The organism is Streptomyces sp. NPDC002144, from assembly GCF_053593695.1.
In genome coordinates this window covers 51,808-75,361 of record NZ_JBSFDB010000018.1, presented here as the reverse complement: position 1 = coordinate 75,361, position 23,554 = coordinate 51,808, and the positions used below count along the sequence as shown (strand labels likewise).

Here is a 23,554-nt window from a genome sequence, read left to right as displayed (position 1 = left end):
CGACCCACCGACTGGACGGACATCATGCTGGCGATCCTCTCCGCGGTCCTGTTCTTCATCGCGTTCCTCATCAACGCGGCCGACATCTCCACCAACGACACCTTCACCTCGACCAACCTCATGCTCCTCGGGCTGACGGCGCTGGCCCTGCACGTGGCGGGCATCGGCAGCGGGTGGAACTGGCGCAGACGCTGACGGCGGTCGTTGCTTCGTTGGGCGGAGCATGACGTGCGAGCCGGCGCGACTGCGGGTCAGATGGCTGATGTGCAACCAAACACCCGCAGGCGCGCCCGCTCGCGCATACGCCCGACCGCCGCCACGGCCGGTCTCCTCCTGGCCCTGTCCGCCCTGCCGATCGCGTCCGCGTCGGCCGAGTCCATACCCATACCCGTGCGCGGGGGTGCCTACATGGGCATGGGCGTCCTCGCCCATGACGGCGCCGACACCCGGACGGACGCCGCCCCGCTGACCCGCTCCGCCCAGACCGAGGGCGTCGACGTCTCCAGCTACCAGGGCAACGCCTCCTGGTCCACCCTGTGGAGCAGTGGCGTCGGATGGGCCTACGTCAAGGCCACCGAGGGCACCTCCTACCGCAACCCGTACTTCGCCCAGCAGTACGGCGGCTCCTACGACACCGGGATGGTGCGAGGCGCCTACCACTTCGCCACTCCCGACACCAGCAGCGGCACCGCCCAGGCCGACTACTTCGTCGACCACGGCGGCGGCTGGTCCGGCGACGGAAAGACGCTGCCCGGGGCCCTCGACATCGAGTGGAACCCCTACGGCGACTCCTGCTACGGCAAGTCCAAGAGCGGCATGGTGTCCTGGATCCGGGACTTCGTGAACCGCTACAAGGCCCGCACCGGGCGCGCCGCCGTCATCTACACGGCCACCAGCTGGTGGAGCACCTGCACGGGCGACTCGGCCGCCTTCGGATCCACCAACCCCTTGTGGGTGGCCCGCTACGCCTCCTCGGTGGGCGCGCTCCCGGCCGGCTGGTCCTCGTACACGATGTGGCAGTACACCTCCTCCGGCCCCACGGTCGGCGACCACGACCGGTTCAACGGTCCCAAGGACGAGCTGCGCGACTTCGCGGCCGACTGACCGTTCACGACGGCGTGTTGTGGCGGGGCTGTGCCGCCTCCTGGCCGTCGGCGGACGCGGTGGGACGCTCGTACTCCGCGTGATGGGCCCCGCGCAGCGCGGAGGCCAGCGCCGAGATCAGGGCCATGCCCGCCGCGACGCCGAACACGATGGTCAGACCGTGGTGGAACGGCCCCGACACAAGGCGCGGGAAGAACGTGTGGCCCGTCAGGGCGGCGCGCCGGCTCGCGTTGACCTGGTCGAGGACGCCGCCCGATCCGAGCAGATGCTCGATGGGGTTGTTGCCGAGGAACGTCGCGAACAGCGTGCTCACCGGTGGCAGCGAGGCGGCGTGCTCGGCCGCGCCGGCCGGCACGCCGTGCGCCCGAAGTCCGCTGGTGAGCGTGGCGGGCAGCGAGGAGGCGAGCCCGGAGACCATCAGGGAGAAGAACACCCCGATGGACAGGGCGGTCCCGGAGTTCTGGAACGTGGACCGCATGCCCGAGGCCACCCCGCGGTGCTCGGGCGGCACACTGCCCATGATCGAGGACGTGTTGGGTGAGGAGAACATGCCCTGGCCCAGCCCGTTGAGCAGCAACAGCGCCGCGAACGGGCCGTATGCGAAGTCGACCGGCAGCGCGAGCAGACCGAGGAACGAGCACGCGACCAGACACAGACCGCTGGTGGAGAACAGTCGCGCGCCGAACCGGTCGGACAGATAGCCGGACACGGGTCCCGCGAGCAGGAAACCCAGGGTGAGCGGGAGCATGAAGATGCCGGCCCACAGCGGGGTGTCCTCGAAGTCGTAGCCGTGCAGCGGCAGCCAGATGCCCTGCAGCCAGATGATCAGCATGAACTGCAGCCCGCCGCGTGCGATCGCCGTCAGCAGCGCGGCCAGGTTCCCCGCAGTGAAGGCGCGTACCTTGAACAGGGCCAGGTGGAACATCGGTTCGGCGACCCGCGTCTCGATGAGGCAGAACGCCAGCAGCAGGGTCACGCCGCCGATCAGGCCGGCGAGGACCCAGGGATTCGCCCAGCCCGTGGCGCTGTCGCCGTAGGGCTGGATGCCGTAGGTGATGCCGGCCAGCAGGATCCCGGCGCCGGCCGCGAAGGTGAGATTGCCCAGCCAGTCGACGCGGCCGCGCCGGCCCGACGCGGTCTCACGCAGACTCAGGTACGACCAGACGGTCCCGGTGACGCTGACCGGGACGCTCACCCAGAACACCGCCCGCCAGTCGACGGCGGCGAGCAGACCGCCCGCGAGCAGGCCGAGGAACTGGCCGGCGAGCGCGGTGATCTGGTTGATGCCCAGCGCCATGCCGCGCTGCCGGGCAGGGAAGGCGTCGGTGAGGATGGCGGCCGAGTTGGCGGTCAGCATCGAGCCGCCGAAGGCCTGCACGATCCGCCACAGGATGAGCCACAGCGCCCCCGCCCCGGCCCGGAACGGGTCCAGCGAGAGTGCCACCGAGGCGCACGCGAAGATGAGGAAGCCGAGGTTGTAGATCCGGACCCGGCCGAACATGTCACCCAGCCGGCCGAGCACGACGACCAGCACGGCCGAGACCAGCAGATAGCCCAGGATCATCCACAGCAGATAGCCGATGTTGCCCGGCGCCAGCGGGTCGAGGCCGATCCCGCGGAAGATCGCGGGCAGCGAGATGATCACGATGGAGGCGTCCATCGTGGCGATCAGCACGCCGAGCGTGGTGTTCGACAGCGCGACCCATTTGTAGCCGGGCCCGGCCGGGGCGTCCTTGCGCCGCGCGATCACAGCCGCTCCGCCAGTCGGCCGAGCAGGGGCAGCGCCGCGGCGAGCGTGGCGCGCTCCTCGGCGCTGAAGCCCTCCAGGACGGCGCCCAGCCGGTCCACCGACTCCGACCGCCGCTCGGCCAGCATGGCCCGCCCCTCGTCGGTGACGGCCACGATGCTGCGCCTGCCGTCCCTGGCGTCGGGGGTACGACGCACCAGGCCGCGTTGTTCCAGCAGCGCGAGCGTGCCGGCCATCGCCTGCGGCCGGACGCGCTCCATCTCGGCGAGCGAGGTCGGCGAGTCGGGGCCGTCGGCGGCGAGCCGGGCCAGCACCGACACGCCGGACAGCGACACGTCACCCACGGCGTGGGCCTGCCGCAGCCGCCGGGTCACACGTCCCACGGCCAGCCGCAGGTCGGAGGCGAGCCGCACGCTGTCCCACGCCTCGCGCCCGCCTTCGGGGGATGCCTCTGTCCGCGTCGTCATAGGTACTAACACTAGGTTTATCAGCCTGGACTGCTCAATCAATTGTTAGTAAATGCCGGCAGGGCATGCTGGACGCGTGGAAGCGACGACACGCGCACACCCCGCCGGGCTCTTCGTCGGCCTGTGCACCCTCGACGTCATCCAGTTGGTGGATCACGTCCCGGGCTCCGACGAGAAGCTCACCTCGCGCGACCAGACCATCGCCGCGGGCGGCCCGGCGGCGAACGCGGCCGTGGCCTTCACCCACCTGGGCGGCAGGGCGCGTCTCCTCACGGCGATCGGCTCCCATCCCCTTGGGCGTGCCGTCGCGGCGGATCTGCGACAGCTGAGCGTGACGGTGACCGACCTGGCGGCGGAGTCGGCCGAACCGCCCGCCGTCTCCTCCGTCCTGGTCACCGCCTCCACCGGTGAGCGGGCGGTCGCCTCGACCAACGCGACCCGCCACCGCCTGGCCCCGCCCGCCGACCTCGACTCCCTGGTGGCGGCCTGCGACATCGTCGAACTCGACGGACACCACGGGAAACTCGCCCTGGCCGCCGCACGCGCGGCGCGCTCCGCCGGCCGTACGACCCTCCTCGACGGGGGCAGCTGGAAGGACGGGACGCAGGAACTGCTGCCGTTGATCGACGTCGCCGTCTGCTCGGCCGACTTCCACCCGCCCGGCACCCGCACGTCGGCCGATACGCTGCGGTACCTGCGGGAACACGGCGTGGCCTGGTCGGCCGTCAGCGGGGGAGCGGGGCCCATCGAGTGGGCGGGGCCCGACGGCTCCGGAACGGTGGAGGTGCCCGCGGTGTCGGTCGCGGACACACTGGGCGCGGGTGACGTCCTGCACGGCGCCCTCGCCCATCACCTGGCCGGAGCGGGCGACCTGACGGCACGGATCTTCGCCGACGCCCTGCGTCAGGCGGCCGCGGTGGCCTCGCGGGCGTGCGCCTCCTTCGGCACCCGCGCCTGGATGCGCGGAGCGTGACACTGTGTCGGCCGGAACGTGTTTGCCGTCGCATCGAGCGGCAACGCGGATTCCATGAGCCCATCGAACAACGACACGAATCGAGATTCCGGGTCCGCGCGCAGCACGGCCGCCAAGGCCCGCCGGACCACCGCGAAGGCGACCGCTCCGGCCTCCAGGGCCGCGGACAAGGCCGCCGAGAAGACCGCTGACGTGGCGTCGACCGCCGCGGACACGACCGAGCGTGCGGCGGGGACGACCGCCGCGGTCGCCCACGCCGCGACCGAGCGCGTCGAAGCCGGCCGCCAGGCCGTCATCGCCGCCTCCGGTCAGGCCGCCGCCGTCGCCAAGACGGCGTGGGTGGCGATCGCCCACCGCAAGGCCCTCGCTGCGGGCGTGGGAGCGGGCCTGACGGCGCTCGGCGCCACGACGTACGCGGCGGGCCGCCGCGCCGGCCGTCGCTCCCTCGGCCCGATCACTCGTCTGACCGGCGGCCGTATCTGACGCGCGACGAGCGACCGGGCACGGAGCGGTCGGTTCGCGACCGCATCCGTGCCCGGCCCTGCCCACGGGTCCGTCAGCAGGGCCCTTCGTCCTGCCAGACGCCCCAGTCGGAGGCGGTGGGCACCTCGTTCTGCGTCCACCACTTGGCCTTCCAGTTGTGCCGGTTGTACGACACCTCGTCCCCGGCGGTGTACACCGCGCTCGAACTCCAGGCGCTCTTGCACCCGGTGGGCGGCGGAGGGGGCGTGGGCGTCGTGGACGGCGGTGTGGCACCCGCGAACCTCACCGAGTACTTCGCGAAGTCCCAGGAGTTCTGTGCCACGCTGGAGCAGGTGCCGGACGTACGGCCGCCGTTGTCGACCGGGCTGCACTGGCGGTCCCGGTTGAGCGACCAGAAGGTGAAGCGGTCCATGTTGTGGGCCGTGGCGTAGTCCAGCACGGTCTGGAAGTCGGCCTGGGTGAACATCTCCCCGGAGTCGCTGCGCCCGTTCATGCCGGAGAAGCCCTCGTGTGCGTACGCCGTCGCCTGGTCCCAGCCGAAGGTGGACTGCAGGATCGCGTTGAAGTTGGTGAGCGCGCTCGTCTGCGAGGCCGCCCCGTTGAAGCCGCCGTCGAAGGGCATGATGGAGAAGTTGTTCGGAGTGAACCCCTGCGACTTCGCCTCCAGCAGCATCTGCTTGCCGAACCAGCCCGTGCCGTCGGCGGTGCCGGCGGTGGTCACGGAGACGTACAGGCCCGGATTGTTCTGCTGGAGTATCTTCGCCGCCCCGATCTCGTTCCTGATCGCCGCGGTGTTCTCGTACTCCGGCTCCTCCAGGTCGAAGTCGATCGCGTGCAGCCCGTACTTGGTGATGACCTGCTGGTAGGCGGCTGCCGTAGCGGCGGCGTCCGAGCAGGTCTGCCCGAGCTTCGTGCCGCCGTAGCCGCCGACGGAGATCGAGACGTCACCGCCCTTGGCGCGGATGGTGTTGATGACGGACTGCACGGCGGTGTCCGAGGAGACCGGTGCCGTACCGCCCCAAGTGGGGGAGCAGCCGCCGCCGTTGGGGGCGAGGACGAAGGCGAGCTGGAAGGCCTTGAGGCCGGTGGCGTCCATGATGGCGGCCGGGTCGGGCGGGTCGTTGTCGAGCGGCATGAGATACGGAGCCGCCGCGTACCAGCGGTTGTCGAGCGCGGTGGTCGCGCCCGAGGCGTGGCCCGCGACCAGGGCCGTGGTTCCGGCGGCGGTCAGCATGACGCCGGCGGCCGCGCCGAGACATGCGCGAAGGCGTTTCACGGTGTGCCTCCTGTGAAGTGGGGGTGCCCCAGCTTCGTGTCGTCCCGCGGACCGCGTCCATACCTCGGTCTAGACCAAAGCGCGTTTTGGTCTAGACCATACTTTCGCTTTACCGTTGAGGGCATGTTGCGGGCGTCAACGGGTGTGGTGAGCGGGGCGGTTGAGGTGCGATAGGATGAACGCAGAGCGAGCGGCCGGGGAACTCCCGCCACTTGGTCGTGCGTTGGTGGTCCAAGGAAAGACGCCCCGCTTCCTGCGGGGAAATGCAGGTGCAAGGCCTGCCCGGCGCTCTTGTGGGCCCCGCTCCGGCAATGCCGGGGCGGGGTCCTTTCGTTGCCCCCGACACCCCGTCATACGGACGCCGGCACGGGGCACTCGTACGCCCATGAAGGCGATGCCCTCAAGAGCCGCGCTGTTGCTCGCGGCGGTCCTGCCCCTCCTCGCGGCGACCACGGCGTGCGGCGACGACGCACACGAGGCGTCCCGGACCTCGGCCGCCGCGACCTCCGGGCCCCCGGCATCCGGTGACCACCTCGTCATCACCACCGACAACGGCCTGCGCCTGCGTCCGGCCGACGGACACCGTGTCACCGTCGACGACCACGTCCACACCGCCTGGTCCCACCACGACCACACCTGGACCCTCGACCTGTCGTGCTCGGGCCCGTGCCCCCGCATGCCCTACGTCAAGGTCCCCGACGGCATGAGCGTCACGGTCGGCGCCCGCAACGCCGGCATCGACGCGGCGGGGATCGCGGCCGCACTGGACCTGACCACCGTCAACGGCGACGTGACCGTCACCCGCGCCGGGGACGACACCGCCACGCTGCGCCTGACCACCCGCAACGGCTCGGTGCGCGCCGACGGACTCGCCGCGGACCGGCTGCGCGCGAGCACCGTCAACGGCGACGTGACGCTCGCCTGCACCACGGCCCCCACGGGTGTCTCCGCGACGACCACCAACGGCTCCGTCGACGTCACCGTCCCACACGACCCTCCCGCCTACGCCGTGACGGCCGGCACGCAGAACGGCCGCACCTCGGTGGACTTGCCCACGCGCAACGCCCGCACCGGCCCTACCATGACGCTGACCACGGTCAACGGCGACATCGACGCCCACCAGGAGTGAACCCGCGTCCGCCCCCCCACTCCCCGCACCACGGCAGGGGACACTCCCGCCTCTCCGGGTACCCGCCGCACCGGTCACCCGGTCCGCGAAGGAGGAGCAGTGCCGACGCAGGCGAACGACACACCCGACCCACGACGCTGGAAAGCGCTGTGGGTCACTCTGGTGGCCGGGTTCATGAGCCTGCTCGACGTCACGATCGTCGCCGTGGCGCTCCCCTCCATGCAGCGCGACCTGCACGCCTCCGCCCCCGCCATCCAGTGGGTGGTCTCCGGCTACGCACTCGCGTTCGCCCTGGTCCTGGTCACCGCGGGCCGCGTCGGCGACGCGATCGGCAGGCGCCGCATCTACCTCCTGGCGCTGACCGCGTTCGTCGTGTGCAGCGCCGCCGCCGGCGCCGCTCCCTCGATCGCCCTGCTCGTCGCCGCCCGCCTCGCCCAGGGTGTCGCCGCGGGCTGCCTCGCCCCCCAGAACTCCGCGTTCATCCAGCAGATGTTCCGCGGAGCCGAACGCGGCCGCGCCTTCGGCCTGTTCGGGGCCACCGTCGGCATCTCCAGCGCCGTCGGCCCCGTCGTCGGCGGCCTCATCCTCACCCTGGCCGACGGCCCCCAGGGCTGGCGCTGGATCTTCTACGTCAACGTGCCCATCGGCATGGCCGCGCTGCTGCTGGGCATGCGCCTGCTCCCCAGCACGGTCCCGGGCCACCGGGAACGCCTCGACCTGGGCGGCGTCGCCCTCCTCGGCACCGGCGTCCTCGCCCTGATGCTCCCCCTCGTCCTGGCCGAGTCCGGCGGCGTACGACGGCTGTGGTGGCTCTTCCCGCTGGGCCTGGCCCTGCTCGCCGTCTTCGCCCAGTGGGAGCGGCGCGTCCTGGCCCGCGAGGGCCAGCCGCTGCTGGACCCCCGCCTCGTCACCACCGTCCGCGGATACGCCATCGGCGCGGGCATCGCCACCCTGTACTTCATCGGCTTCAGCGGCGTATGGCTGGTGTTCGCCCTCTTCTTCCAGAACGGCCTGGACTACTCGCCGCTGCGCTCGGGGCTCGCGGTGACCCCCTTCGCCCTCGGCTCCGCCCTCGCCGCCGCGATCGCGGGGCGCCTGGTCGACCGGCTGGGCAGGCTGCTCACCGTCTGCGGCCTCGTCGGCGTCACCATCGGCCTCGGCGGCACCGCCCTGGTCCTGCGCCTGGCCCCGGCCGACGTCGCGACCTGGCTCACCATCCCCGTCCTCTTCGTCGGCGGCGTGGGCAGCGGCTGCGTGATCTCTCCCAACGTCACCATGACCCTGCGGGACGTACCCGTCCGCATGGCCGGGGCCGCCGGCGGCGCCCTGCAGACCGGACAGCGCCTGGGCGGCGCCATCGGCACGGCGGCCCTGCCCGGCGTCTTCTACCTGGTCCTGGGCGCGGCCCACCACGACTACCGGACCGCCGTCGCCACCGCCGTGGGCCTCGGCGTCCTGCCCGTCCTCGCCGGCCTGACCCTCGCCGTCCACGACTGGCGCCGCCACCGCCGCCCGAAGCGGGAGCCCTGTCCGCCCGAGGTCTCCCACAGCCACCTGCACGCCGGCCACGGCTGAACCGGCGCCGCACGGGCCACGCTCCCCTGTTTCGCCGCGGTTACCTGTGCGTCCACCCGGAGAATCGATGGTCAAGAGTTGTCCATGACCGCTTGTGGGCCGTCCGATACCGCCAGATCATTGGCCAAATCTCGCCTGTCGGTACGAGCACACAGGAGCCCCTGGTGACTGCTGGCCCCACCACCTTCGAGCCGGCCCCGCCGCCGGCGGCCCAGACCGAACGGCAGAAGCTGCGCAAGCACTTCGGCCGTTTCGACATCCTCTTCTTCCTGTTGTGCACCATCGTCGGCGTCGACACCATCGGCAGCGTCGCCTCCAACGGCGCCGAGGCGTTCACCTGGCTCCTCGTGCTGGCCGTCGTCTTCTTCATCCCCTCCGCGCTGCTCACCGCCGAACTGGGTGCCGCCTTCCCCGAAGAGGGCGGCCCCTACATATGGACCAGCCGCGCCTTCGGACGCCTCGCCGGAGCCGTCAACAACTTCCTGTACTGGATCACCAACCCGGTGTGGCTCGGCGGCACGCTGTCCGTCTCCGCCGTCACGGCCTACACCACCTTCTTCAACGACGGAAAGGACCTGAGCACCCCGGCCTTCTACGTCTTCACCCTCCTGTTCGTCTGGGTGGGCGTGCTCGCCGCGATCCTCTCCTTCGACATCGGCAAGTGGATCCCCACCCTCGGCGCCTGGAGCCGCTTCGTGCTCCTCGGCCTGTTCACCCTCACCGTCGTGGTCTACGGCATCAAGCACGGCCTGCACGGCTTCGGGGGCGGCGACTTCTCGCCGACGTACGCAGGATTCGTCGCCCTGGTGCCCGTCCTGATGTTCAACTACGTCGGCTTCGAACTGCCCAACACCGCCGGCGAGGAGATGACCGACGCCCAGAAGGACGTCCCCTTCGCCATCTTCCGCAGCGCCGTCCTGTCCGTCCTGCTCTACGCCCTGCCGATCCTCGGCATCCTGCTCGTCCTGCCGGTCAAGGCGGTCACCGGTCTCGGCGGCTTCATCGACGCGATGCGGCAGGTCTTCACCGTCTACGGCGGTCACGTCTCCGCCGACGGCAGCGTCACGCTCAGCGGCGCCGGCAGCGTCCTCGGCGACCTGGCCGCGATCATGTTCATCCTCACGGTGCTCTCCTCCGGCGTCACCTGGGTCATGGGCTCCGACCGCGCCCTGGCCGTCTCCGGCTACGACGGCGCGGCCCCCCGCTTCCTCGGCGTGATCTCCAGCCGCTTCGGCACCCCGGTGCGCGTCAACATCCTCAGCGGCCTGGTCTCCACCCTCGTACTGGTCCTGGCCCACGAGCTCACCCACGGCAGCGCCGCCAAGCTCTTCGGTGCCGTCCTCGGCCTCGCCGTCTCCACCACGCTCGTCAGCTACCTGGGCATCTTCCCGGCCCTGCCGGTCCTGCGCCGCAAGGCCCCCGACGTCCCCCGCCCCTACAAGGCGCCCTTCCCCCTCGCCATCAGCATCGTCCTGACCGTGCTGATCCTGTTCGCGACCCTGCAGCTGATCGCTCCCGGCGCCGGCGACCACTGGTTCGGCTCGGACTACGCCCCGGACGGCTGGAGCCACGGCGAGCGCGTCAAGTACCTCCTCACGGAGGCCATTCCGCTGGCCCTCTTCATCGTCCTCGGTGTCCTGTTCTGGGCCCTGGGCGCGCCGACCCGCGCCGCGGCGGCCGCCGCGGCGAAGCCCGACGACTTGAACGCGGGCGTCACGGGGTAGACGCTCACGGTCTGCACCGCGGACCGCCGGGATGCCGGAGCCGCGGGCCGCGGCCACCATGGGGAGGAGGGCTGGGCAGCACCCGGAGCACCGAGGAGACCGATGGCGTCGAGCACGCGGACCATGGACCCCGGGGACTGCCCGACGCATCATGCACGCCACTCGAAGGACAGGTGAGGCGGAGCCGGGCTCGGCACGACTGCTGGCCCGGCTCTCCCTGGTGTGCGTCGCCGGTGCCGTGGCCGCCGTGGTCGCGGGGGCCGGGAAGTCGCTGATCCTGCTGCTGGGCCTGGTGGGACTCGCCCTGGCCGGGGCCGGTATCTGGTGGGCGCTGGCGCACCGCGGCATCGCCCGTTTCGTCGGCGCCCTGCTGGCGGTCGTGGCGCCGATGGCCGTTCTGGTGCTCTACGCGGTGTCGGGCCTGTGGCTGGTGGCGGTGGGGGCCGTGGCCGCCTGGACCGCCGCGCTCGCCTGCGCGCGGAGCGCGCTGCGCAGGCAGCGCAAGCCGCACGGAATGCATTCCCGCAGCACGCGCAGACCCCGCCACCCCGTACTGATCATGAACCCGCGCTCCGGCGGCGGAAAAGTCGGCAAGTACGGGCTGGTGGAACGGGCCGAAGCCCTCGGCGCCCGAGTGATCCTGCTCGACCTGGACACCTCTCAGGACCCGGTCGCGCTGGCCCGGCAGGCCGTCGCCGAGGGCGCCGACCTGCTGGGGGTGGCCGGCGGTGACGGCACCCAGGCGCTGGTGGCCGGTGTGGCCGCCGAACACGGTCTGCCGTTCATGGTGGTGACCGCCGGCACCCGCAACCACTTCGCCCTGGACCTCGGTCTGGACCGCGACGACCCCACGCGCAGCCTGGACGCCCTCACCGACGGGGTGGAACTCCGCGTCGACCTCGGGGACGTGGCCGGCCGGCCGTTCGTCAACACGGCCTCGTTCGGCACCTACGCGCACATCGTGCAGAGCCCCGACTACCGCGAGGCCAAGGCGGCCACCGCCCTGGACCAGCTGCCGGACCTGCTGACCGGTGAGGCGAGCACCGCGCTGACGGCCCGGGCCGACGACGAGCGGCTGGAGGCCCCGCAGGCGGTGCTGGTCAGCAACAACCCCTACGCCCGGGCCGACCCCCTGGGAGGGGCGCGCAGGGAACGGCTCGACTCGGGCAGGCTCGGCGTGATCGCGGTCCGGGTGGAGGGCGCGGCCCAGGCCGCCGAGGTGGCGCTGCTGGGCGAGCGGGCCAGCGGCATCACGACCCTGACGCCCCGCCGTGTGGTCGTCGAGTCCGAGGCGGAGCTCATCCCGGTGGCCGTGGACGGTGAGGCACTGACCCTGCCCACACCCGTCGTGTGCACGATACGTCCCGGCGCACTGCGGGTACGTGTGCCCAGACACAGACCGGGCGCCCCGTACGTCGCACCCTCCGTCGACTGGCGGCGTATCGTGCGCCTCGCGTTCCACCGGGCACCCGACCCACGAGAGAAGAACCAGGAGCACAGCGATGGCTGACCGCACCCCGCGGGAACAACGTGTACCGCGAGGCCTGCTGCGTGATCTCGCCACCCTCGACCAGGCGCTGTACGAGGCCGTGACGGTCACCAGCACACCCGCGCTGGATTCCGCGCTGCGCCGGCTGTCCGCGGCGGCCGACCACTCCAAGATCTCCTTCGCCGTCGCCGGGGCACTCGCGCTGAGCCCCGGCCGGTCGCGGCGCGCCGCCGCCCTCGGTGTCGCGGCGATCGGCGTCGCCTCGGCCACGGCCAACCTGCTCGGCAAGCGGCTCGTACGACGGCCACGTCCCCACCGCGCCGTGGACTCGCCGTTCCCGGGACGGCACGTGCCGATGCCCGCGTCCGCGTCGTTCCCCTCCGGGCACACCGCCTCGGCCGTCGCCTTCGCCGCCGCGGTCGGCCCCACGCTGCCCGTCGCGACGGTGCCCCTGGGCCTGCTGGCCGTCGCCGTGGGCTACTCGCGCGTCCACACCGGGGTGCACTACCCGGGCGACGTCATCGCCGGCGCGGTCCTGGGCACCGGGGCCGCGGCCACGGTCCTGGCCGCCGCCCGCCACCTCTAGCTACGGCTCGGCAGGGCGGGGGACGTCGCCCACCGAGAAGACACCCGGTCCGCTGACGCCGTACAGCACGCTGCCGATCAGCAGGGGCGGTACGGCGCTCGGCGACAGTTCCTCGAAGGACTGTCCCGTCGTGTCGAAGGAGCGTCCGGTGCGTCCGATCTCCTTGCCGGTGCGCGGGTCGAGGGCGAGGACGCTGGTGTCCGGCATGGTGACGTACAACCGGCCGTCGTGCAGGGACGGTTCGCTGAAGACGCGCAGGTCGCGGTCGCTGGTCCACAGCGGCTTGCCGTGCCTGAGGTCCAGGGCGAGCAGCGTCTCGTGGTCGTAGTCGAAGATGTACATGGCGTCGCCGTGCACCAGCGGCGGGGCCTCCGGGTCGACGCTCCAGGGGAAGTCGATGCGGCGGGTCCTTCCGCTGCGCAGGTCCTGGATGAAGAAGGCGGCGGAGACACCGCTGTCGTTCTCCCAGCGGGCGTAGTAGGCCGAACCGTCGTGCACCGTGGCCAGCCACAGGTCTCCCTTGGGCGCGTCGACGACGCCCAGGTTCCTGCCGGTGCGGGCGTCGACACGGGCGATCCCTCCGCTGCCGCCGCGCAGATCGGCGTAGAGCAGCCCTTCGGCTCCCTCGTAGAACGGGCGGGCGGAGTTGGCCGTCAGCGTCCGTCGCCACAACTCCTCGCCCGTGCGGGGCTCGTGGGCCGCGTAGCGGGCGGTGCGGGAGGTCCCGAGCGGGTCCAGCCGGACCAGCAGCACACCGCCGAGTGCGGAGAAGCCGCCCAGCGGGCCGTCCAGGTGCCACAGCCGCTTCCCGGTCCGGCCGTCGTAGGCGTCCAGGCCCTCGGACCGGTCGGCGCTGTTGACGTAGACCACGCCGTCGTGCACGACGGGCTCGCTCAGCGAGAAGCTGCTGACCTTCTTCTCGCTCATGGGCCTCGTCCAGTCCACCCGGCCGGTGGCGGGACTCAGCCGCATCAGCGCGACCTGCGGGGAGGAGCAGAAGACACCGAGCGCGTCCGGTGTGCACGCGGGCCTCATGCCCATCGTCTTGTCGTCCGGCTCGAGCGCGTTGTGCCACGGTTTCCAGCCGGCCGGTGTCGACGCCGACGGCTTCGCGGTCCCTACGACGGCACGATCGGAGGTGTCGCTCGACGCGAGCACGGAGGCGGTGACGGCCGTGGCCGCGACGGCGAGGACCGCCGCCCCCGCGACCGCGGTCCGCATCCGCTTGCCACGCCGCTTCGGCCGGGCCGGCACCTTCGCCGTGTCGGTGAGCGCGGCCACCTGGCCCGGCGACGCCTGGTCGGCGGGCTCTTCGGCGGGCTCTTCGTCGGGCAGTTCCTCGGGCAGGGCCGCCAGGGCCTTCAGGACCGAGCCGGAGGTCGGTCTGCCGGCCGGGTCCTTCGCCAGACAGGCCGTCACCAGCGGGCGCAACGGCCGAGGCAGCCGGCCCAGGTCGGGCTCGCCGTGGACGGTGCTGTACGCGGCGAGATAGGCGTTCTCCGCCTCGAAGGGGCTGCGCCCGGTGGCCGCGTACACGAGCACCGCGCCCATGGAGAACACGTCGACCGCCGGCCCCACGTCTCGCGGCCGGCTGAACTGCTCCGGGGCCATGAACGGCGGCGAGCCCATCACGACGCCGGTCTGGGTACGGACGTCGCTGCCGGCGGCGCGCGATATGCCGAAGTCGATGACGCGCACCGCCCCGTCCTCGCCGTCCGCGTCCAGCAGCAGCACGTTGCTGGGCTTGAGGTCCCGGTGCACCACCCCGGCCCGGTGGATCTCCCGCAGCGCCTCGGCGAGTTCGGTGCCCAGACGGCGCAGCGAGGGCCAGTCCAGCGGACCCGACTCGGCGACGCGGTCGGTGAGGGTCCGTCCCGGGACGAAGGCGGTGGCCATCCAGGGCCGGGCCGCCTCCGGATCGGCGTCCACCACCGGCGCGGTGAACGCCCCGCTGACCTGCCGGGCCGCCGCGACCTCCTGCCGGAACCGGGCCCGGAACTCGGCGTCGCCCGCGTACCGGGCGTGGATCACCTTGATGGCGACGGCCCGTCCCGACACCGACCGGCCCAGGTAGACGACACCCATGCCGCCGGTCCCGATGCGCGCCTCGATCCGGTATCCCCCCACCGACCGGGGATCGTCCTCGCGCAGGGTCACCTGAGCTCCTTCACCGGGTGGGGCCTGCATGAACGAGTACGCGGCCGTATGGCATGGACCGTTCACTCTAACGGTGCGTCCGGCGACCGGGCACAGCACTGTTACGGGCGGTTCGATCAAGTGGGTGGTTGGCTCAAGTGCGGTGTCCCTAGGATGTATTGCCTGGCATTCGGGTGCGCCGGGTCCGGTGCGGGAGTGGGGGAGACGATGGAGTCCGGGAAGCAGTTGTCCACGAAGATCGATGCGACGGTGCCCACGGCCGCGCGCATGTACGACCACTATCTGGGCGGCAAGGACAACTACGCCGTCGACCGGGCCGCCTGCGAGGAACTCGACAAGGTGGTTCCGAGCACGCGCGCGTTGGCGCTGAACAACCGGCGCTTTCTGCAGCGGGTGGTGAGGACGCTGGCGCAGGAGTACGGCGTGCGCCAGTTCCTCGACCACGGCTCCGGTCTGCCCACGCAGGACAATGTGCACCAGGTCGCGCAGCGGGTCGATCCGCAGTCGCGGGTGGTCTACGTCGACAACGACCCGATGGTCCTGGTGCACGGCCGCGCCCTGCTGGACCAGAACGACCGCACCGCCGTCATCCAGGCGGACCTGCGCGACACCGACATGATCTTCTCCCACCCCGACACCGAGCGGTTGATCGACTTCTCGCAGCCGGTGGCCGTGCTGTTCAACTCGGTCTTCCACTGCATCCCCGACAGCGACACCGACGGTCCGCTCGCGGTGGTGCGCCGGGTGACCGAACGGCTCGTGCCCGGCAGCTATCTGGTGATGTGCCAGCTGGTGAGCGAGGACGCCGAAGTGCGGGACTTCGTCACGAACTTCATGGACCAGGCGACCCAGGGCCACTGGGGGCGGGTGCGGCAGGAGAAGGACGTCGCCGAGTGGTTCGAGGGGATGGACGTCCTGGAGCCGGGCCTGGTGGAGGTGTCCACGTGGCGGCCGGACACCGAGGTGGCGCCGCGTCAGCTCACCCAGGAGTGGATCGAGTTCGGCGGGGTGGGCCGCCTCCGGTAGCCGGCGGCCCGGGTCACCGGGCCCCGTACCGGCCTTCGGCCGTCTCACGGAGGAGGGTCAGGGACTCGCGGGGGTTGAGGGCCTCGTCCGCCAGCCGGTCGAGGGTCACCCGGTACTCCTCCGTCTCGTCGCGGTCCTCCAGGAACGTGGCGCTCCTGATGTGCTCGAGGTAGACCACGTCCGGCAGTTCGAGCCCGCCGAAGCGCAGATAGGTGACGGGGATGGCCGGTGCGGAGGCGTTCGTCACGTCCAGGGGGACGATCTGCACGGTCACGTGGGGGAGTTGGGCCATCTTGACCAGGTACTCGAGCTGTTCCCGCATCACCTCGCGGCTGCCCAGCACACGCCACAGCACCGACTCGTCGACGACCGCCCACAGCTGGGGCGGGTCCGAGCGCTGCAGCAACTCCCGTCGCCGCGTGCGCAGTTCCACCCGCCGCTCCACCTCGCGGGCCGGTGCCGAGGGCAGGCCGCGTTCCACCACGGCACGGGTGTAGGCCGGGGTCTGCAGCAGTCCGGGAACGTACTGGATCTCGAAGGTACGGATCGCCTCGGCCGCCTCCTGCAGCCCGACGAGCCGGTCGAACCACTCGGGCATCAGACGCTTGTCGAAGCGCTGCCACCAGCCCGGTTCCCCGGCGCGCCGCAGCAGCTGCAGCAGGACCGACGTCTCGTGGTCGTCCGTCTTGTACAGCTGCAGCAGCGCCCGGACATCATCCTCGGTGGGCGGCCGGCGTCCCTTGCCCGCCTCGATGCGGGACAGCTTCGCCGGGCTGAACCCCACGGCCCGAGCGGCCTGTTCCTGAGAGAGGCCGACATCCTCGCGAAAACCCGCCAGCTGCACCCCGACCAGCATTTTCAGCAGGGTAGGGGCCGGTTCGGTGCGGTCCAGATACGGTTCGAGGCGGGAGACGCGCGGCGACTCGGACGACATCCTGACTCCCGGTATGCAGACGACAACAGGGCGCATTATCGCACTGTTCTGCCTCTCGGCGCCCGTGTCGCCGGAAGTGGCGTCCGGGAGACCACGGGATCATACGAGGTGGTCGAACTCCCCGTCCTTCGCTCCGGCGATGAAGGCGGCCACCTCGGCCGGTGTGTAGACCAGCGCGGGCCCGTGCGGGTCGCGGGAGTTGCGTACGGCGACGCCTCCTTCGGGCAGGGCGGCGACTTCCACGCAGTTGCCCTCGGCGTTGCTGTGACGGCTCTTGATCCAGTCCACGCCCAGCGCGCTGGCCCGTACCCCGTTACGAACTGACGGCACGGCACTCTCCTTGCTCGTGTTGCGCCACATCAGCGGCCTGCCACCTCACCGGTGGCGGGCCGCCCGCGGCGTCGGCTCCATCGTTCAACGCATGCAATTTTCCGTGAAATTGCACGAACATGCTCTCAGCGTGGATAATAACCAGGGCGTCAACCGCCCCCGCTGGCGCCCGTCCTGTCGTCCTCTCAGGAGGTGCTGTGTCGTCGCCCGCGCACCCAGCAGCCCTGTTCGGCCCGCCCGCGCGCTCGGAGGACCTTCCCCCGCTCCTCGCCGCACCCGCGCGCCGCGCTCCCCGGACCGCCGCCCTGTGCCTGTCCGGCACCGGCAGGGGAAGCGCCCAGGCCCGCGCCTTCACCGAACACACGCTCGGACACTGGCGGTTGGACCACTGCCGTGACGACGCGCTGAGCATCATCTCCGAACTCGTCGCCAACGCCCTCACCCACGCCCGGCCCGACCCGGCCGCCGAGCACGAGGTGTGGCTCAGGCTGACCCTGCGCACCAGTCACCTCGTCTGTGCCGTCAGCGATCCCGACAGCGCCGTGCCGACGTGTCGCCCGGCGTCCGACGATCTGGACGAGAACGGCCGCGGCCTGCGCATCGTCGACGCCCTGTCCGAACACTGGGGCTGGACCCGCCGCGCCCTCGCGGGCAAGACGGTCTGGGCCATGCTGCCCACGCGGCGCCGCGTCCTGGACGGGGGAGACGGCGAGAGCCCGAAGCGATGAACGCCCCCATCCGGAACGACCAGCCGCCCGCCACCCTCGGCGACGTCACACGGGTGCCATGGCGCGAGATCAAGGACACCACCGGGTCCGCCGCCGCCATCCCCTACCTGCTCGCCGCCCTCGCCTCGGGCGACGCCGGCGCCGCCCACACCGCGCTGGCGGGCCTGCGCAACCGCATCTGCCGCCACGGCTTCGTCGTCGGCCAGGCCACCGCCGTCACCGTCCCGTTCCTGTGGGACCTCGCCCAGCGCCCCCAGGTCACCTGCCGTGCCCAGATCCTGCACCTGCTCCGCAACATCGCCGACGCCCGCCAGTGGGAGACCACGGCCGCCGCCTACCCCAAACTGCGCCACCGCCACGGCGACCACATCGCCTGGGAGCACGCCGCCCGCCGCGCCGTCCGCGCGCACAGCGACGCCATCCCGCGACTGCTGAGCGAGGCGGACGCCGAACTGGTCGACGCCACCGAGGAACTGGCCACCGCGCTGGCCGCCCCGGAGGGCGGGAGCCCGGCCGGGTGGTCGAGCACACGCTCACCCTGACCGGAGCGGCACCGCGGCCGGGATCCGCTCCAGAACCCCGCCGGCGAAGACGTCGTACAGGGGCAGGGTCTCCAGATGCACATAGCCGATGTGGCAGTCGCACACGGCCAGCGGACACGGCCGGGGACGCAGGGCGGCGCGGTAGGAACCGTCGTAGAGATTGCCCAGTTCGGCACGGACGAAATGGCAGCGCCGCACGGTCCCGTCGCCGTCGACCGAGATCACGGACTCACCGGTACGGCAGGGCAGGCCGGCGCTGGTGTGCGGGTGGCGGCTGTAGGGGAAGAGGGGGTCGAGCGCGGTCCACAGGTCGGCCTCGGCGTCCTGATAGATGTGCCCCTCTGCGGCGTTGACCCACAGATAGACATGGCCGGGCAGGTCGGCCCGCAGTCGGCGGGCGGCCTCCAGATGCTCGGGCAACCCCACCACACCGACGCTGAAACGCACGCCCCGGTCGGCGAGTTCACGGCACTTGGTGAGGAAGCGGTCGTACGGCGTCTGCCCGGGGTGGTAGGTGCACCACAGGGCCAGGGTGTCCGGATCGGCGTCCGCGAGCCAGTCGGTGCGGCAGCTGAGGTTGGTCTGGATGGCGACCCGGCGGATGTGCGGCAGACGGGACAGCCGCACGAGGGTCTGCCGGTACCAGGAGCGCACCAGACCCTCACCCCACGGAGTGAACAGCAGTGACAGACGATCACCGCTCCGGGCGGCGGCCCAGTCCGCGAAACGCTCCAGGGCGGCCCGGTCGGCACGCAGTTGTGCGGTCGAATCGCGCCGCTTGGCGAACGGGCAGTAGGGGCAGTCGTAGTCACAGGAGGCGAGCGGTCCCCGGTAAAGGATCGTCAGGTCCATGGACGGCCGGTCACTTCCTCTCGTACGCGGCCATCGCGGCCCGCACGGCCGGCGAGAACAACCGCGGGCCGATCGCGTCGGAGTGGGCGAGCCCCTCCGGACTCAGACGCAGACGCGCGGACCCGGAGCCGGCCAGCCAGCCACGCCCGGCCAGCTCCTCGAGCTCGGCGGCGAAGTCGTCGCCGGGAGAACTCCCGAACCGGGCACGGTAGTCGGCGGCCTCCAGGCCCTCCGCCTGCAACAGGGACTGCAGGAGATGCCGCCGGCGGGCTTCGTCGGCGTCCATCCGGTAGCCGACCTCGGCGTGGGCGAAGTCGTCGGCGCGGACGTAGTCGTCGATGATGCCGCGGATCTCGTGCATGCCGACCGCGTAGTCGAAGGAGTAGTGCAGCCCCCGGGTGTACGAACGCGCCCCGCACCCGAGGCCGATCATGCCGTCGGTCTGGCAGGCGTAGTCGTCGGCACCCTGCGCTGGAGCGTCCGCCCGGCGGAACATCCGCATGGACTGCTGGACGTACCCCTGCGCCAGAAGATGGTCACGACCCGCGCGGTACAGGCGCAGCCGCTGCTCGTCCCAGGCCGGGTCGGTGCCCGGCTCGCCCCGGTGGCGGTCGAGACCGGTCAGGGGGCGGACGTAGAGCGGATAGAGGTACAGCTCCTCCGGGCGCCAGGCCAGGGCAGCGTCCAGGGAGTGCCGCCAACTCCGCTCGCTCTGGCCGTCGATGCCGTAGATGAGGTCGATGTTGAGGACCGGGATGCCGGCGTCCCGGACGCGGCCCAGGGCGGCCTCGACGTCGGCGCGGCGCTGCGGGCGTACGGCGGCCCGGGCCTCGGCGTCGACGAAGCTCTGCACGCCCAGGCTCAGTCGGGTCGTGCCGCGCTCCGCCAGCACGGCGAGACGGTCGGCGGTGGCCGTGGCGGGTGAGGCCTCGACGGACAGCGGGATCGCCCGCAGGTCGGCGCCCATGCGCCGCTCGGCGATGTCGCACAGGCGCGCCAGCTCGGCCGCGGTCAGGAAGGTGGGCGTGCCGCCGCCGAAGGCCCCGGTGGCGAAGCGCACCTCGCCCGTGTCGCCGAGTGCCGCGCGCACCGCGTCGGCCTGCCGCTCCAGGGCGTCCAGGTAGGCACCGGTCAACCCGTCGGGCGCGCCGATGCGCGTGAACAGGTTGCAGAAGCCGCAGCGCACCTCGCAGAACGGTATGTGCAGATAGAGGGAGAGAGCGCTCTTGTCCTCGCCCGCCCACAGCGACCGCAGCGCGGGCCGGTCGGGCACGGTGCGGTAGGCGGTCTTGTGCGGATAGGCGTACACGTAGTGCTGGTAGGGACTGGTGAGCTGCGCTGTGGTCATCGGGCGGCCTCGGCGGGGTCGAGGAAGAACTGGGCGTAGGGCACGGTCCACACGGACTCGTGGCCGAGGCGGTGGCCGGTGTAGCCGTCGTCGCCGTAGGCGGTGCCGTGGTCGGAGCAGACGATCGCGAAACAGCGGCGCCGGGAACTCGCGGCGGCGAAGAGCCGGCCGATGTGCCGGTCGACGTACTCCAGCGCGGCGGCGTGCGTGGCGCGGCTGTCCCCGGCCTCGCGGGTCGCGCCGGGCAGATGGAACCAGTTCGGCTGGTGGAGCGCGGAGACGTTCACGAAGAGGAACAGCCGCTGCTCTGGGGGGAGCCGGGAAACGATCCGCTCGGCTCGGGAGATCTGGTTCTCGAAGGACCGGGGCGAGGTGACGCCGAAGCCGGTCTCCCAGTGGGACTCGTCGAAGAGGCCGGGCAGGACCGAGCCGAGCGGGCCCTGCTTGTTGAAGAAGCCGACGCCCCCGATGCACACGGTGTGATAGCCGGCCTTGGCCAGTCCGGACACCAGGTCGGGGGTGTCGTAGACGAAGGTGCCGTCGGCGGTGGTCTCGCTGCCGGCGAAGCTCGCCGCGAACAGCCGCGGATGCGGCCCCGGGGAGGCCGGCGTCGGCAGGAAACCCGCGAAGATCGCCTGATGGGAGGCGTAGGTGAAACTGCCGGGTGCGTGGCGCTTCTCCCAGGCGCCGCCCGGGAGGTGACGGGCCAGGTTGGGGATGCGGCCCTCGGCCGCCTGCTCGACGGCCACGTCGTGGCGGAGTGTGTCGAGGGTGACGAGGAGGAGGTCGTCGCGGCCGACGATCTCGTTCATGTCGGGCTCGGACATGCGCTGTTCCTGTTCTGTACGGGCGGTGCGGGCCGCGGGTGGATGAGCAGGGCGGCCGCCACCTGCGCGGCATAGGTGTCCAGTCCCTCGGCGCCGCTGCCGGGCAGACCGGTCAGCCGGGGCAGCAGATCGCCGAAGGCGTTGACCTCGCCGACGAAAGCTCTGCGCCACCCGACGGCCGGCAGCAGATCGACGCCGACGCACAGCGTGCGCGGAAAACAGGCCGCCGCCCGCTCGCACACCTCCAGCACGGCCGCCCAACGGCCCCCCGACACCTCCACGGCCTCGCGGGCGGCCTCCAGGTCGCCCCGGCTGCCGCCGAGATGGAGGTTGGTCAGCGGTGTGCGACTGGTGCGGACCACCGCGTGGGTGGCCTGGCCGGCGACCACGACCACCCGCAGATCCGCCGAGCGTCCCTGCAGGGAGGCCTTGGGCACCCAGCGCTCGAGATGCAGCCCCTCGGGCGCCAGCGCGTCGACGACGACGGCGATGTCCCGCTCGCGCTCGTACCGCCGCACCTTGAGGGAGTTGTACAGACGGCCGTCCGCGGCGAGCTCCACCGAGGTCGTCGCCCGGATCCGCCCACCCCCGCCCGCCTCCACGGCCAGAACCCCGGAAGCGGACGACCCATGAGCGGGCTTGACGAACAGCCGCGGCATACGGTGCTCCCGCATCAGCGTCCGCACATCCTCCCAGCCCCGCACCGCCGAGCCCTCCGGCCCCGACGTCGGCGAGAACGGCACCGGAACCCCCGCCGCATCCAGTACGGCGTGACAACGGCGCTTGTCGAACAGCACCGCGAGCTCGTCGGGATCGTCCAGCCGGACACCACCGCGCAACGACCGCAACGCGGCGACCAACCCCGCGTACCAACGCGCCGACCCCTCCACCCGAGTGGGATCCGGCACTCCCCGCAACAGACGGTCGACCTCGGGATCCTCGCCGGGAGAGTCGACGCGCACGATCTCGTCCGCGTCGAAGTCCGCACCCTCCTCGCGCAGGACGTCCGCCCACGGCACCAGACGCGGCCCTGGCAGACCGGCCGCACGCACCGCGTCGGCGAAGAGGGAAACCCGCCGGTTGCCCGGGTTCCCGACCACGGCGAAACGCGGAGGAGTCGCTGCTCGGCTCACCAAGCGGACACTCACTCGCCCACGGCGACGTAGCGCCAGACCGTGCCGCCGTCCTCGGTGACCTCGTCCGCGTCACCGCGGTCGAGATCGACCTCCACGCCCGCCGACTCCAGCGTGCGGCGGATCCGCTCCACGAAGGGCTCGCTCAGGTAGTGATGGTGGAGGTCGAGCTTCTTGAGGTGGGTGAGCGGCTGTCCGCCGAGCAGCGCGCCGGCGCCCTCGTCGGTCAGCACGCCCATGGACAGGTCCAGCACCTCCAGGCGGGCGACGACGGGAGCGGCGGCGACGGCCGCGGCCACCGCGTCCTGCATCTCGCTGTTGCGCAGGGCCAGATGACGCAGACGCGGCAACCGTGCGCCGGACAGGATGCCCTCCAGGTCGCCGACCTCGCTGTCACCGCCGTAGTCGGGAGTGCCCAGCCACAGGTCCAGGTGCTCCAGCGCGGGCAGATCACTGGCGCCGACACCGCGCACCACCGCGGCGGGCAACCCGCCCGTCTCCACGACGAGCCGGCGCAGCGCAGCGTGGCTCAGGGCGGTGAACCCGAGCCCCGATCCACCCCGCACACCGAACTCCTCCAGCGCCGGAAAACCCGTCAACAGCCCACTGACGTCGGTCTGGTTGATCCAGGAGATCTCGCACTCCTCCATCACCATGTCCCCGAGGAACAGGGCGCGCAGCGCTGGGAAGCGGTCCCGCGCCCCGAGCAGGGCGGCGATCACGGGGGAGGGGTCGGTTTCGTACGCCTCCTCCCAGGCGCCCACGATCAGGGCCCGCACCCGGGTGGTGTCGACGGCGGCGCAGAAACGGGCGAAGGCGTCGGCCCAGTCCTCGTCGGCGTCGTACACGTCCGCCGTGATCCGCCAGGCCACGGAGTCCGCTTCGGGCAGGCCGTCCGTCGGCGCGGCGGGGCCGGGAAAGGTGTGCGCGGGCAGCCGGTACAACGCGTCGAGATGGTCGTGGATGGTCATTCGGCTGCTCCTGAGGAGAAAGAGTGCGCGGGATGTGATGTCGGCAGTTCTACCAACAGCCACTGACAACGCCCCCCGGCGGGGCGGGATTCGGGGCGTTGTCAGTGGCGGCTCCTACGGTCTTGGTCATGAGGCCGGTGCGTGGTGCACCCG

23 protein-coding genes are annotated in these 23,554 nt (G+C 71.8%); 12 read left to right on the top strand and 11 right to left on the bottom strand.

The genetic code is table 11. The features are described 5' to 3' along the window. The first annotated feature begins 24 nt into the window (after positions 1–24). Positions 25–195, top strand: coding sequence for a hypothetical protein (locus tag ACWCQ1_RS26165; RefSeq protein ID WP_165954835.1), 171 nt, complete (start codon positions 25–27; stop codon positions 193–195). A gap of 60 nt (positions 196–255) precedes the next feature. Beyond that, a complete protein-coding gene (locus ACWCQ1_RS26160) occupies positions 256–1,104 on the top strand; it encodes a lysozyme (RefSeq protein WP_133043807.1) in 849 nt (282 codons plus the stop codon). A gap of 4 nt (positions 1,105–1,108) precedes the next feature. Here the strand turns inward: ACWCQ1_RS26160 and ACWCQ1_RS26155 are convergent, their stop codons facing one another. Further along, positions 1,109–2,854 carry an MFS transporter gene (locus ACWCQ1_RS26155; protein WP_451027506.1) on the bottom strand — a complete coding sequence of 582 codons (1,746 nt, stop codon included), beginning with the start codon at positions 2,852–2,854 and terminating at the stop codon, positions 1,109–1,111. Next, on the bottom strand, positions 2,851–3,318 hold the full coding sequence (locus ACWCQ1_RS26150) for a MarR family transcriptional regulator (protein ID WP_133043809.1): 468 nt from the start codon (positions 3,316–3,318) through the stop codon (positions 2,851–2,853). The genes ACWCQ1_RS26155 and ACWCQ1_RS26150 overlap by 4 nt, the downstream gene beginning before the upstream one ends. A gap of 52 nt (positions 3,319–3,370) precedes the next feature. Here ACWCQ1_RS26150 and ACWCQ1_RS26145 point away from each other — a divergent pair, with 52 nt between their 5' ends. Beyond that, positions 3,371–4,291 carry a PfkB family carbohydrate kinase gene (locus ACWCQ1_RS26145; RefSeq protein ID WP_451027505.1) on the top strand — a complete coding sequence of 307 codons (921 nt, stop codon included), beginning with the start codon at positions 3,371–3,373 and terminating at the stop codon, positions 4,289–4,291. Positions 4,292–4,345: 54 nt separating this feature from the next. After that, positions 4,346–4,774: a hypothetical protein gene (locus ACWCQ1_RS26140; protein WP_358601192.1), complete on the top strand. Its 429-nt coding sequence runs from the start codon at positions 4,346–4,348 to the stop codon at positions 4,772–4,774. A gap of 73 nt (positions 4,775–4,847) precedes the next feature. Here ACWCQ1_RS26140 and ACWCQ1_RS26135 read toward each other — a convergent pair whose 3' ends face one another. After that, complete coding sequence (locus ACWCQ1_RS26135; protein WP_207929769.1) at positions 4,848–6,050, bottom strand: carbohydrate-binding protein; 1,203 nt, start codon at positions 6,048–6,050, stop codon at positions 4,848–4,850. Positions 6,051–6,444: 394 nt separating this feature from the next. Here ACWCQ1_RS26135 and ACWCQ1_RS26130 point away from each other — a divergent pair, with 394 nt between their 5' ends. From ACWCQ1_RS26130 to ACWCQ1_RS26110, 5 genes are all read left to right on the top strand, one after another. Beyond that, entirely contained in the window at positions 6,445–7,179 is a 735-nt protein-coding gene (locus ACWCQ1_RS26130) for a DUF4097 family beta strand repeat-containing protein (RefSeq protein WP_451027504.1), read from the top strand. Between the two features lie 99 nt (positions 7,180–7,278). Next, positions 7,279–8,754: an MFS transporter gene (locus tag ACWCQ1_RS26125; RefSeq protein WP_358601198.1), complete on the top strand. Its 1,476-nt coding sequence runs from the start codon at positions 7,279–7,281 to the stop codon at positions 8,752–8,754. 164 nt (positions 8,755–8,918) lie between these two features. Continuing rightward, on the top strand, positions 8,919–10,478 hold the full coding sequence (locus ACWCQ1_RS26120) for an APC family permease (RefSeq protein ID WP_451027503.1): 1,560 nt from the start codon (positions 8,919–8,921) through the stop codon (positions 10,476–10,478). A gap of 151 nt (positions 10,479–10,629) precedes the next feature. Then, positions 10,630–11,988 carry a diacylglycerol/lipid kinase family protein gene (locus ACWCQ1_RS26115; protein ID WP_451027502.1) on the top strand — a complete coding sequence of 453 codons (1,359 nt, stop codon included), beginning with the start codon at positions 10,630–10,632 and terminating at the stop codon, positions 11,986–11,988. Next, on the top strand, positions 11,981–12,553 hold the full coding sequence (locus ACWCQ1_RS26110) for a phosphatase PAP2 family protein (RefSeq protein ID WP_133043816.1): 573 nt from the start codon (positions 11,981–11,983) through the stop codon (positions 12,551–12,553). The genes ACWCQ1_RS26115 and ACWCQ1_RS26110 overlap by 8 nt, the downstream gene beginning before the upstream one ends. Here ACWCQ1_RS26110 and ACWCQ1_RS26105 read toward each other — a convergent pair whose 3' ends face one another. After that, positions 12,554–14,710: a protein kinase domain-containing protein gene (locus tag ACWCQ1_RS26105; protein WP_358601205.1), complete on the bottom strand. Its 2,157-nt coding sequence runs from the start codon at positions 14,708–14,710 to the stop codon at positions 12,554–12,556. Between the two features lie 207 nt (positions 14,711–14,917). Here ACWCQ1_RS26105 and ACWCQ1_RS26100 point away from each other — a divergent pair, with 207 nt between their 5' ends. Next, positions 14,918–15,736, top strand: coding sequence for an SAM-dependent methyltransferase (locus ACWCQ1_RS26100; protein WP_358601208.1), 819 nt, complete (start codon positions 14,918–14,920; stop codon positions 15,734–15,736). Positions 15,737–15,749: 13 nt separating this feature from the next. Here ACWCQ1_RS26100 and ACWCQ1_RS26095 read toward each other — a convergent pair whose 3' ends face one another. After that, positions 15,750–16,670, bottom strand: a complete 921-nt coding sequence (locus tag ACWCQ1_RS26095) for a helix-turn-helix domain-containing protein (RefSeq protein WP_451027501.1) — start codon at positions 16,668–16,670, stop codon at positions 15,750–15,752. A gap of 99 nt (positions 16,671–16,769) precedes the next feature. Then, positions 16,770–17,000, bottom strand: coding sequence for a DUF397 domain-containing protein (locus ACWCQ1_RS26090; protein WP_133043820.1), 231 nt, complete (start codon positions 16,998–17,000; stop codon positions 16,770–16,772). Between the two features lie 197 nt (positions 17,001–17,197). Here ACWCQ1_RS26090 and ACWCQ1_RS26085 point away from each other — a divergent pair, with 197 nt between their 5' ends. Next, on the top strand, positions 17,198–17,728 hold the full coding sequence (locus tag ACWCQ1_RS26085; RefSeq protein WP_358601211.1) for an ATP-binding protein: 531 nt from the start codon (positions 17,198–17,200) through the stop codon (positions 17,726–17,728). Then, entirely contained in the window at positions 17,725–18,270 is a 546-nt protein-coding gene (locus ACWCQ1_RS26080) for a hypothetical protein (protein WP_358601214.1), read from the top strand. The genes ACWCQ1_RS26085 and ACWCQ1_RS26080 overlap by 4 nt, the downstream gene beginning before the upstream one ends. Here ACWCQ1_RS26080 and ACWCQ1_RS26075 read toward each other — a convergent pair. The 5 genes from ACWCQ1_RS26075 to ACWCQ1_RS26055 are packed head-to-tail and all read right to left on the bottom strand — an operon-like array spanning position 18,262 to position 23,401. Continuing rightward, entirely contained in the window at positions 18,262–19,122 is an 861-nt protein-coding gene (locus ACWCQ1_RS26075) for an STM4011 family radical SAM protein (protein ID WP_133043822.1), read from the bottom strand. The genes ACWCQ1_RS26080 and ACWCQ1_RS26075 overlap by 9 nt on opposite strands. Before the next feature lie 10 nt (positions 19,123–19,132). After that, positions 19,133–20,470, bottom strand: coding sequence for an STM4012 family radical SAM protein (locus ACWCQ1_RS26070; protein WP_451027500.1), 1,338 nt, complete (start codon positions 20,468–20,470; stop codon positions 19,133–19,135). Beyond that, positions 20,467–21,282 (bottom strand): STM4013/SEN3800 family hydrolase, encoded by an 816-nt coding sequence (locus ACWCQ1_RS26065; protein WP_451027550.1) that lies wholly within the window; start codon positions 21,280–21,282, stop codon positions 20,467–20,469. The genes ACWCQ1_RS26070 and ACWCQ1_RS26065 overlap by 4 nt, the downstream gene beginning before the upstream one ends. Next, the gene (locus ACWCQ1_RS26060) at positions 21,279–22,430 is read right to left on the bottom strand and encodes an STM4014 family protein (protein WP_451027499.1); all 1,152 of its coding nucleotides are present in this window, start codon (positions 22,428–22,430) and stop codon (positions 21,279–21,281) included. Before ACWCQ1_RS26060 ends, ACWCQ1_RS26065 begins: the two co-directional genes overlap by 4 nt. A gap of 11 nt (positions 22,431–22,441) precedes the next feature. Continuing rightward, entirely contained in the window at positions 22,442–23,401 is a 960-nt protein-coding gene (locus tag ACWCQ1_RS26055) for an STM4015 family protein (protein ID WP_133043826.1), read from the bottom strand. Positions 23,402–23,554: the final 153 nt, after the last annotated feature.

Excerpts from the sequence above, each read along its gene's own strand:
- ACWCQ1_RS26165 (WP_165954835.1), top strand. The coding sequence starts at position 25 with ATGCTGGCGATCCTCTCCGCGGTCCTGTTCTTCATCGCGTTCCTCATC.
- ACWCQ1_RS26160 (WP_133043807.1), top strand. The coding sequence starts at position 256 with ATGGCTGATGTGCAACCAAACACCCGCAGGCGCGCCCGCTCGCGCATA.
- ACWCQ1_RS26150 (WP_133043809.1), bottom strand. The coding sequence starts at position 3,318 with ATGACGACGCGGACAGAGGCATCCCCCGAAGGCGGGCGCGAGGCGTGG.
- ACWCQ1_RS26145 (WP_451027505.1), top strand. The coding sequence starts at position 3,371 with ATGCCGGCAGGGCATGCTGGACGCGTGGAAGCGACGACACGCGCACAC.
- ACWCQ1_RS26140 (WP_358601192.1), top strand. The coding sequence starts at position 4,346 with ATGAGCCCATCGAACAACGACACGAATCGAGATTCCGGGTCCGCGCGC.
- ACWCQ1_RS26130 (WP_451027504.1), top strand. The coding sequence starts at position 6,445 with ATGCCCTCAAGAGCCGCGCTGTTGCTCGCGGCGGTCCTGCCCCTCCTC.
- ACWCQ1_RS26115 (WP_451027502.1), top strand. The coding sequence starts at position 10,630 with ATGCACGCCACTCGAAGGACAGGTGAGGCGGAGCCGGGCTCGGCACGA.
- ACWCQ1_RS26110 (WP_133043816.1), top strand. The coding sequence starts at position 11,981 with ATGGCTGACCGCACCCCGCGGGAACAACGTGTACCGCGAGGCCTGCTG.
- ACWCQ1_RS26100 (WP_358601208.1), top strand. The coding sequence starts at position 14,918 with ATGGAGTCCGGGAAGCAGTTGTCCACGAAGATCGATGCGACGGTGCCC.
- ACWCQ1_RS26095 (WP_451027501.1), bottom strand. The coding sequence starts at position 16,670 with ATGTCGTCCGAGTCGCCGCGCGTCTCCCGCCTCGAACCGTATCTGGAC.
- ACWCQ1_RS26080 (WP_358601214.1), top strand. The coding sequence starts at position 17,725 with ATGAACGCCCCCATCCGGAACGACCAGCCGCCCGCCACCCTCGGCGAC.
- ACWCQ1_RS26075 (WP_133043822.1), bottom strand. The coding sequence starts at position 19,122 with ATGGACCTGACGATCCTTTACCGGGGACCGCTCGCCTCCTGTGACTAC.
- ACWCQ1_RS26070 (WP_451027500.1), bottom strand. The coding sequence starts at position 20,470 with ATGACCACAGCGCAGCTCACCAGTCCCTACCAGCACTACGTGTACGCC.
- ACWCQ1_RS26065 (WP_451027550.1), bottom strand. The coding sequence starts at position 21,282 with ATGAACGAGATCGTCGGCCGCGACGACCTCCTCCTCGTCACCCTCGAC.
- ACWCQ1_RS26055 (WP_133043826.1), bottom strand. The coding sequence starts at position 23,401 with ATGACCATCCACGACCATCTCGACGCGTTGTACCGGCTGCCCGCGCAC.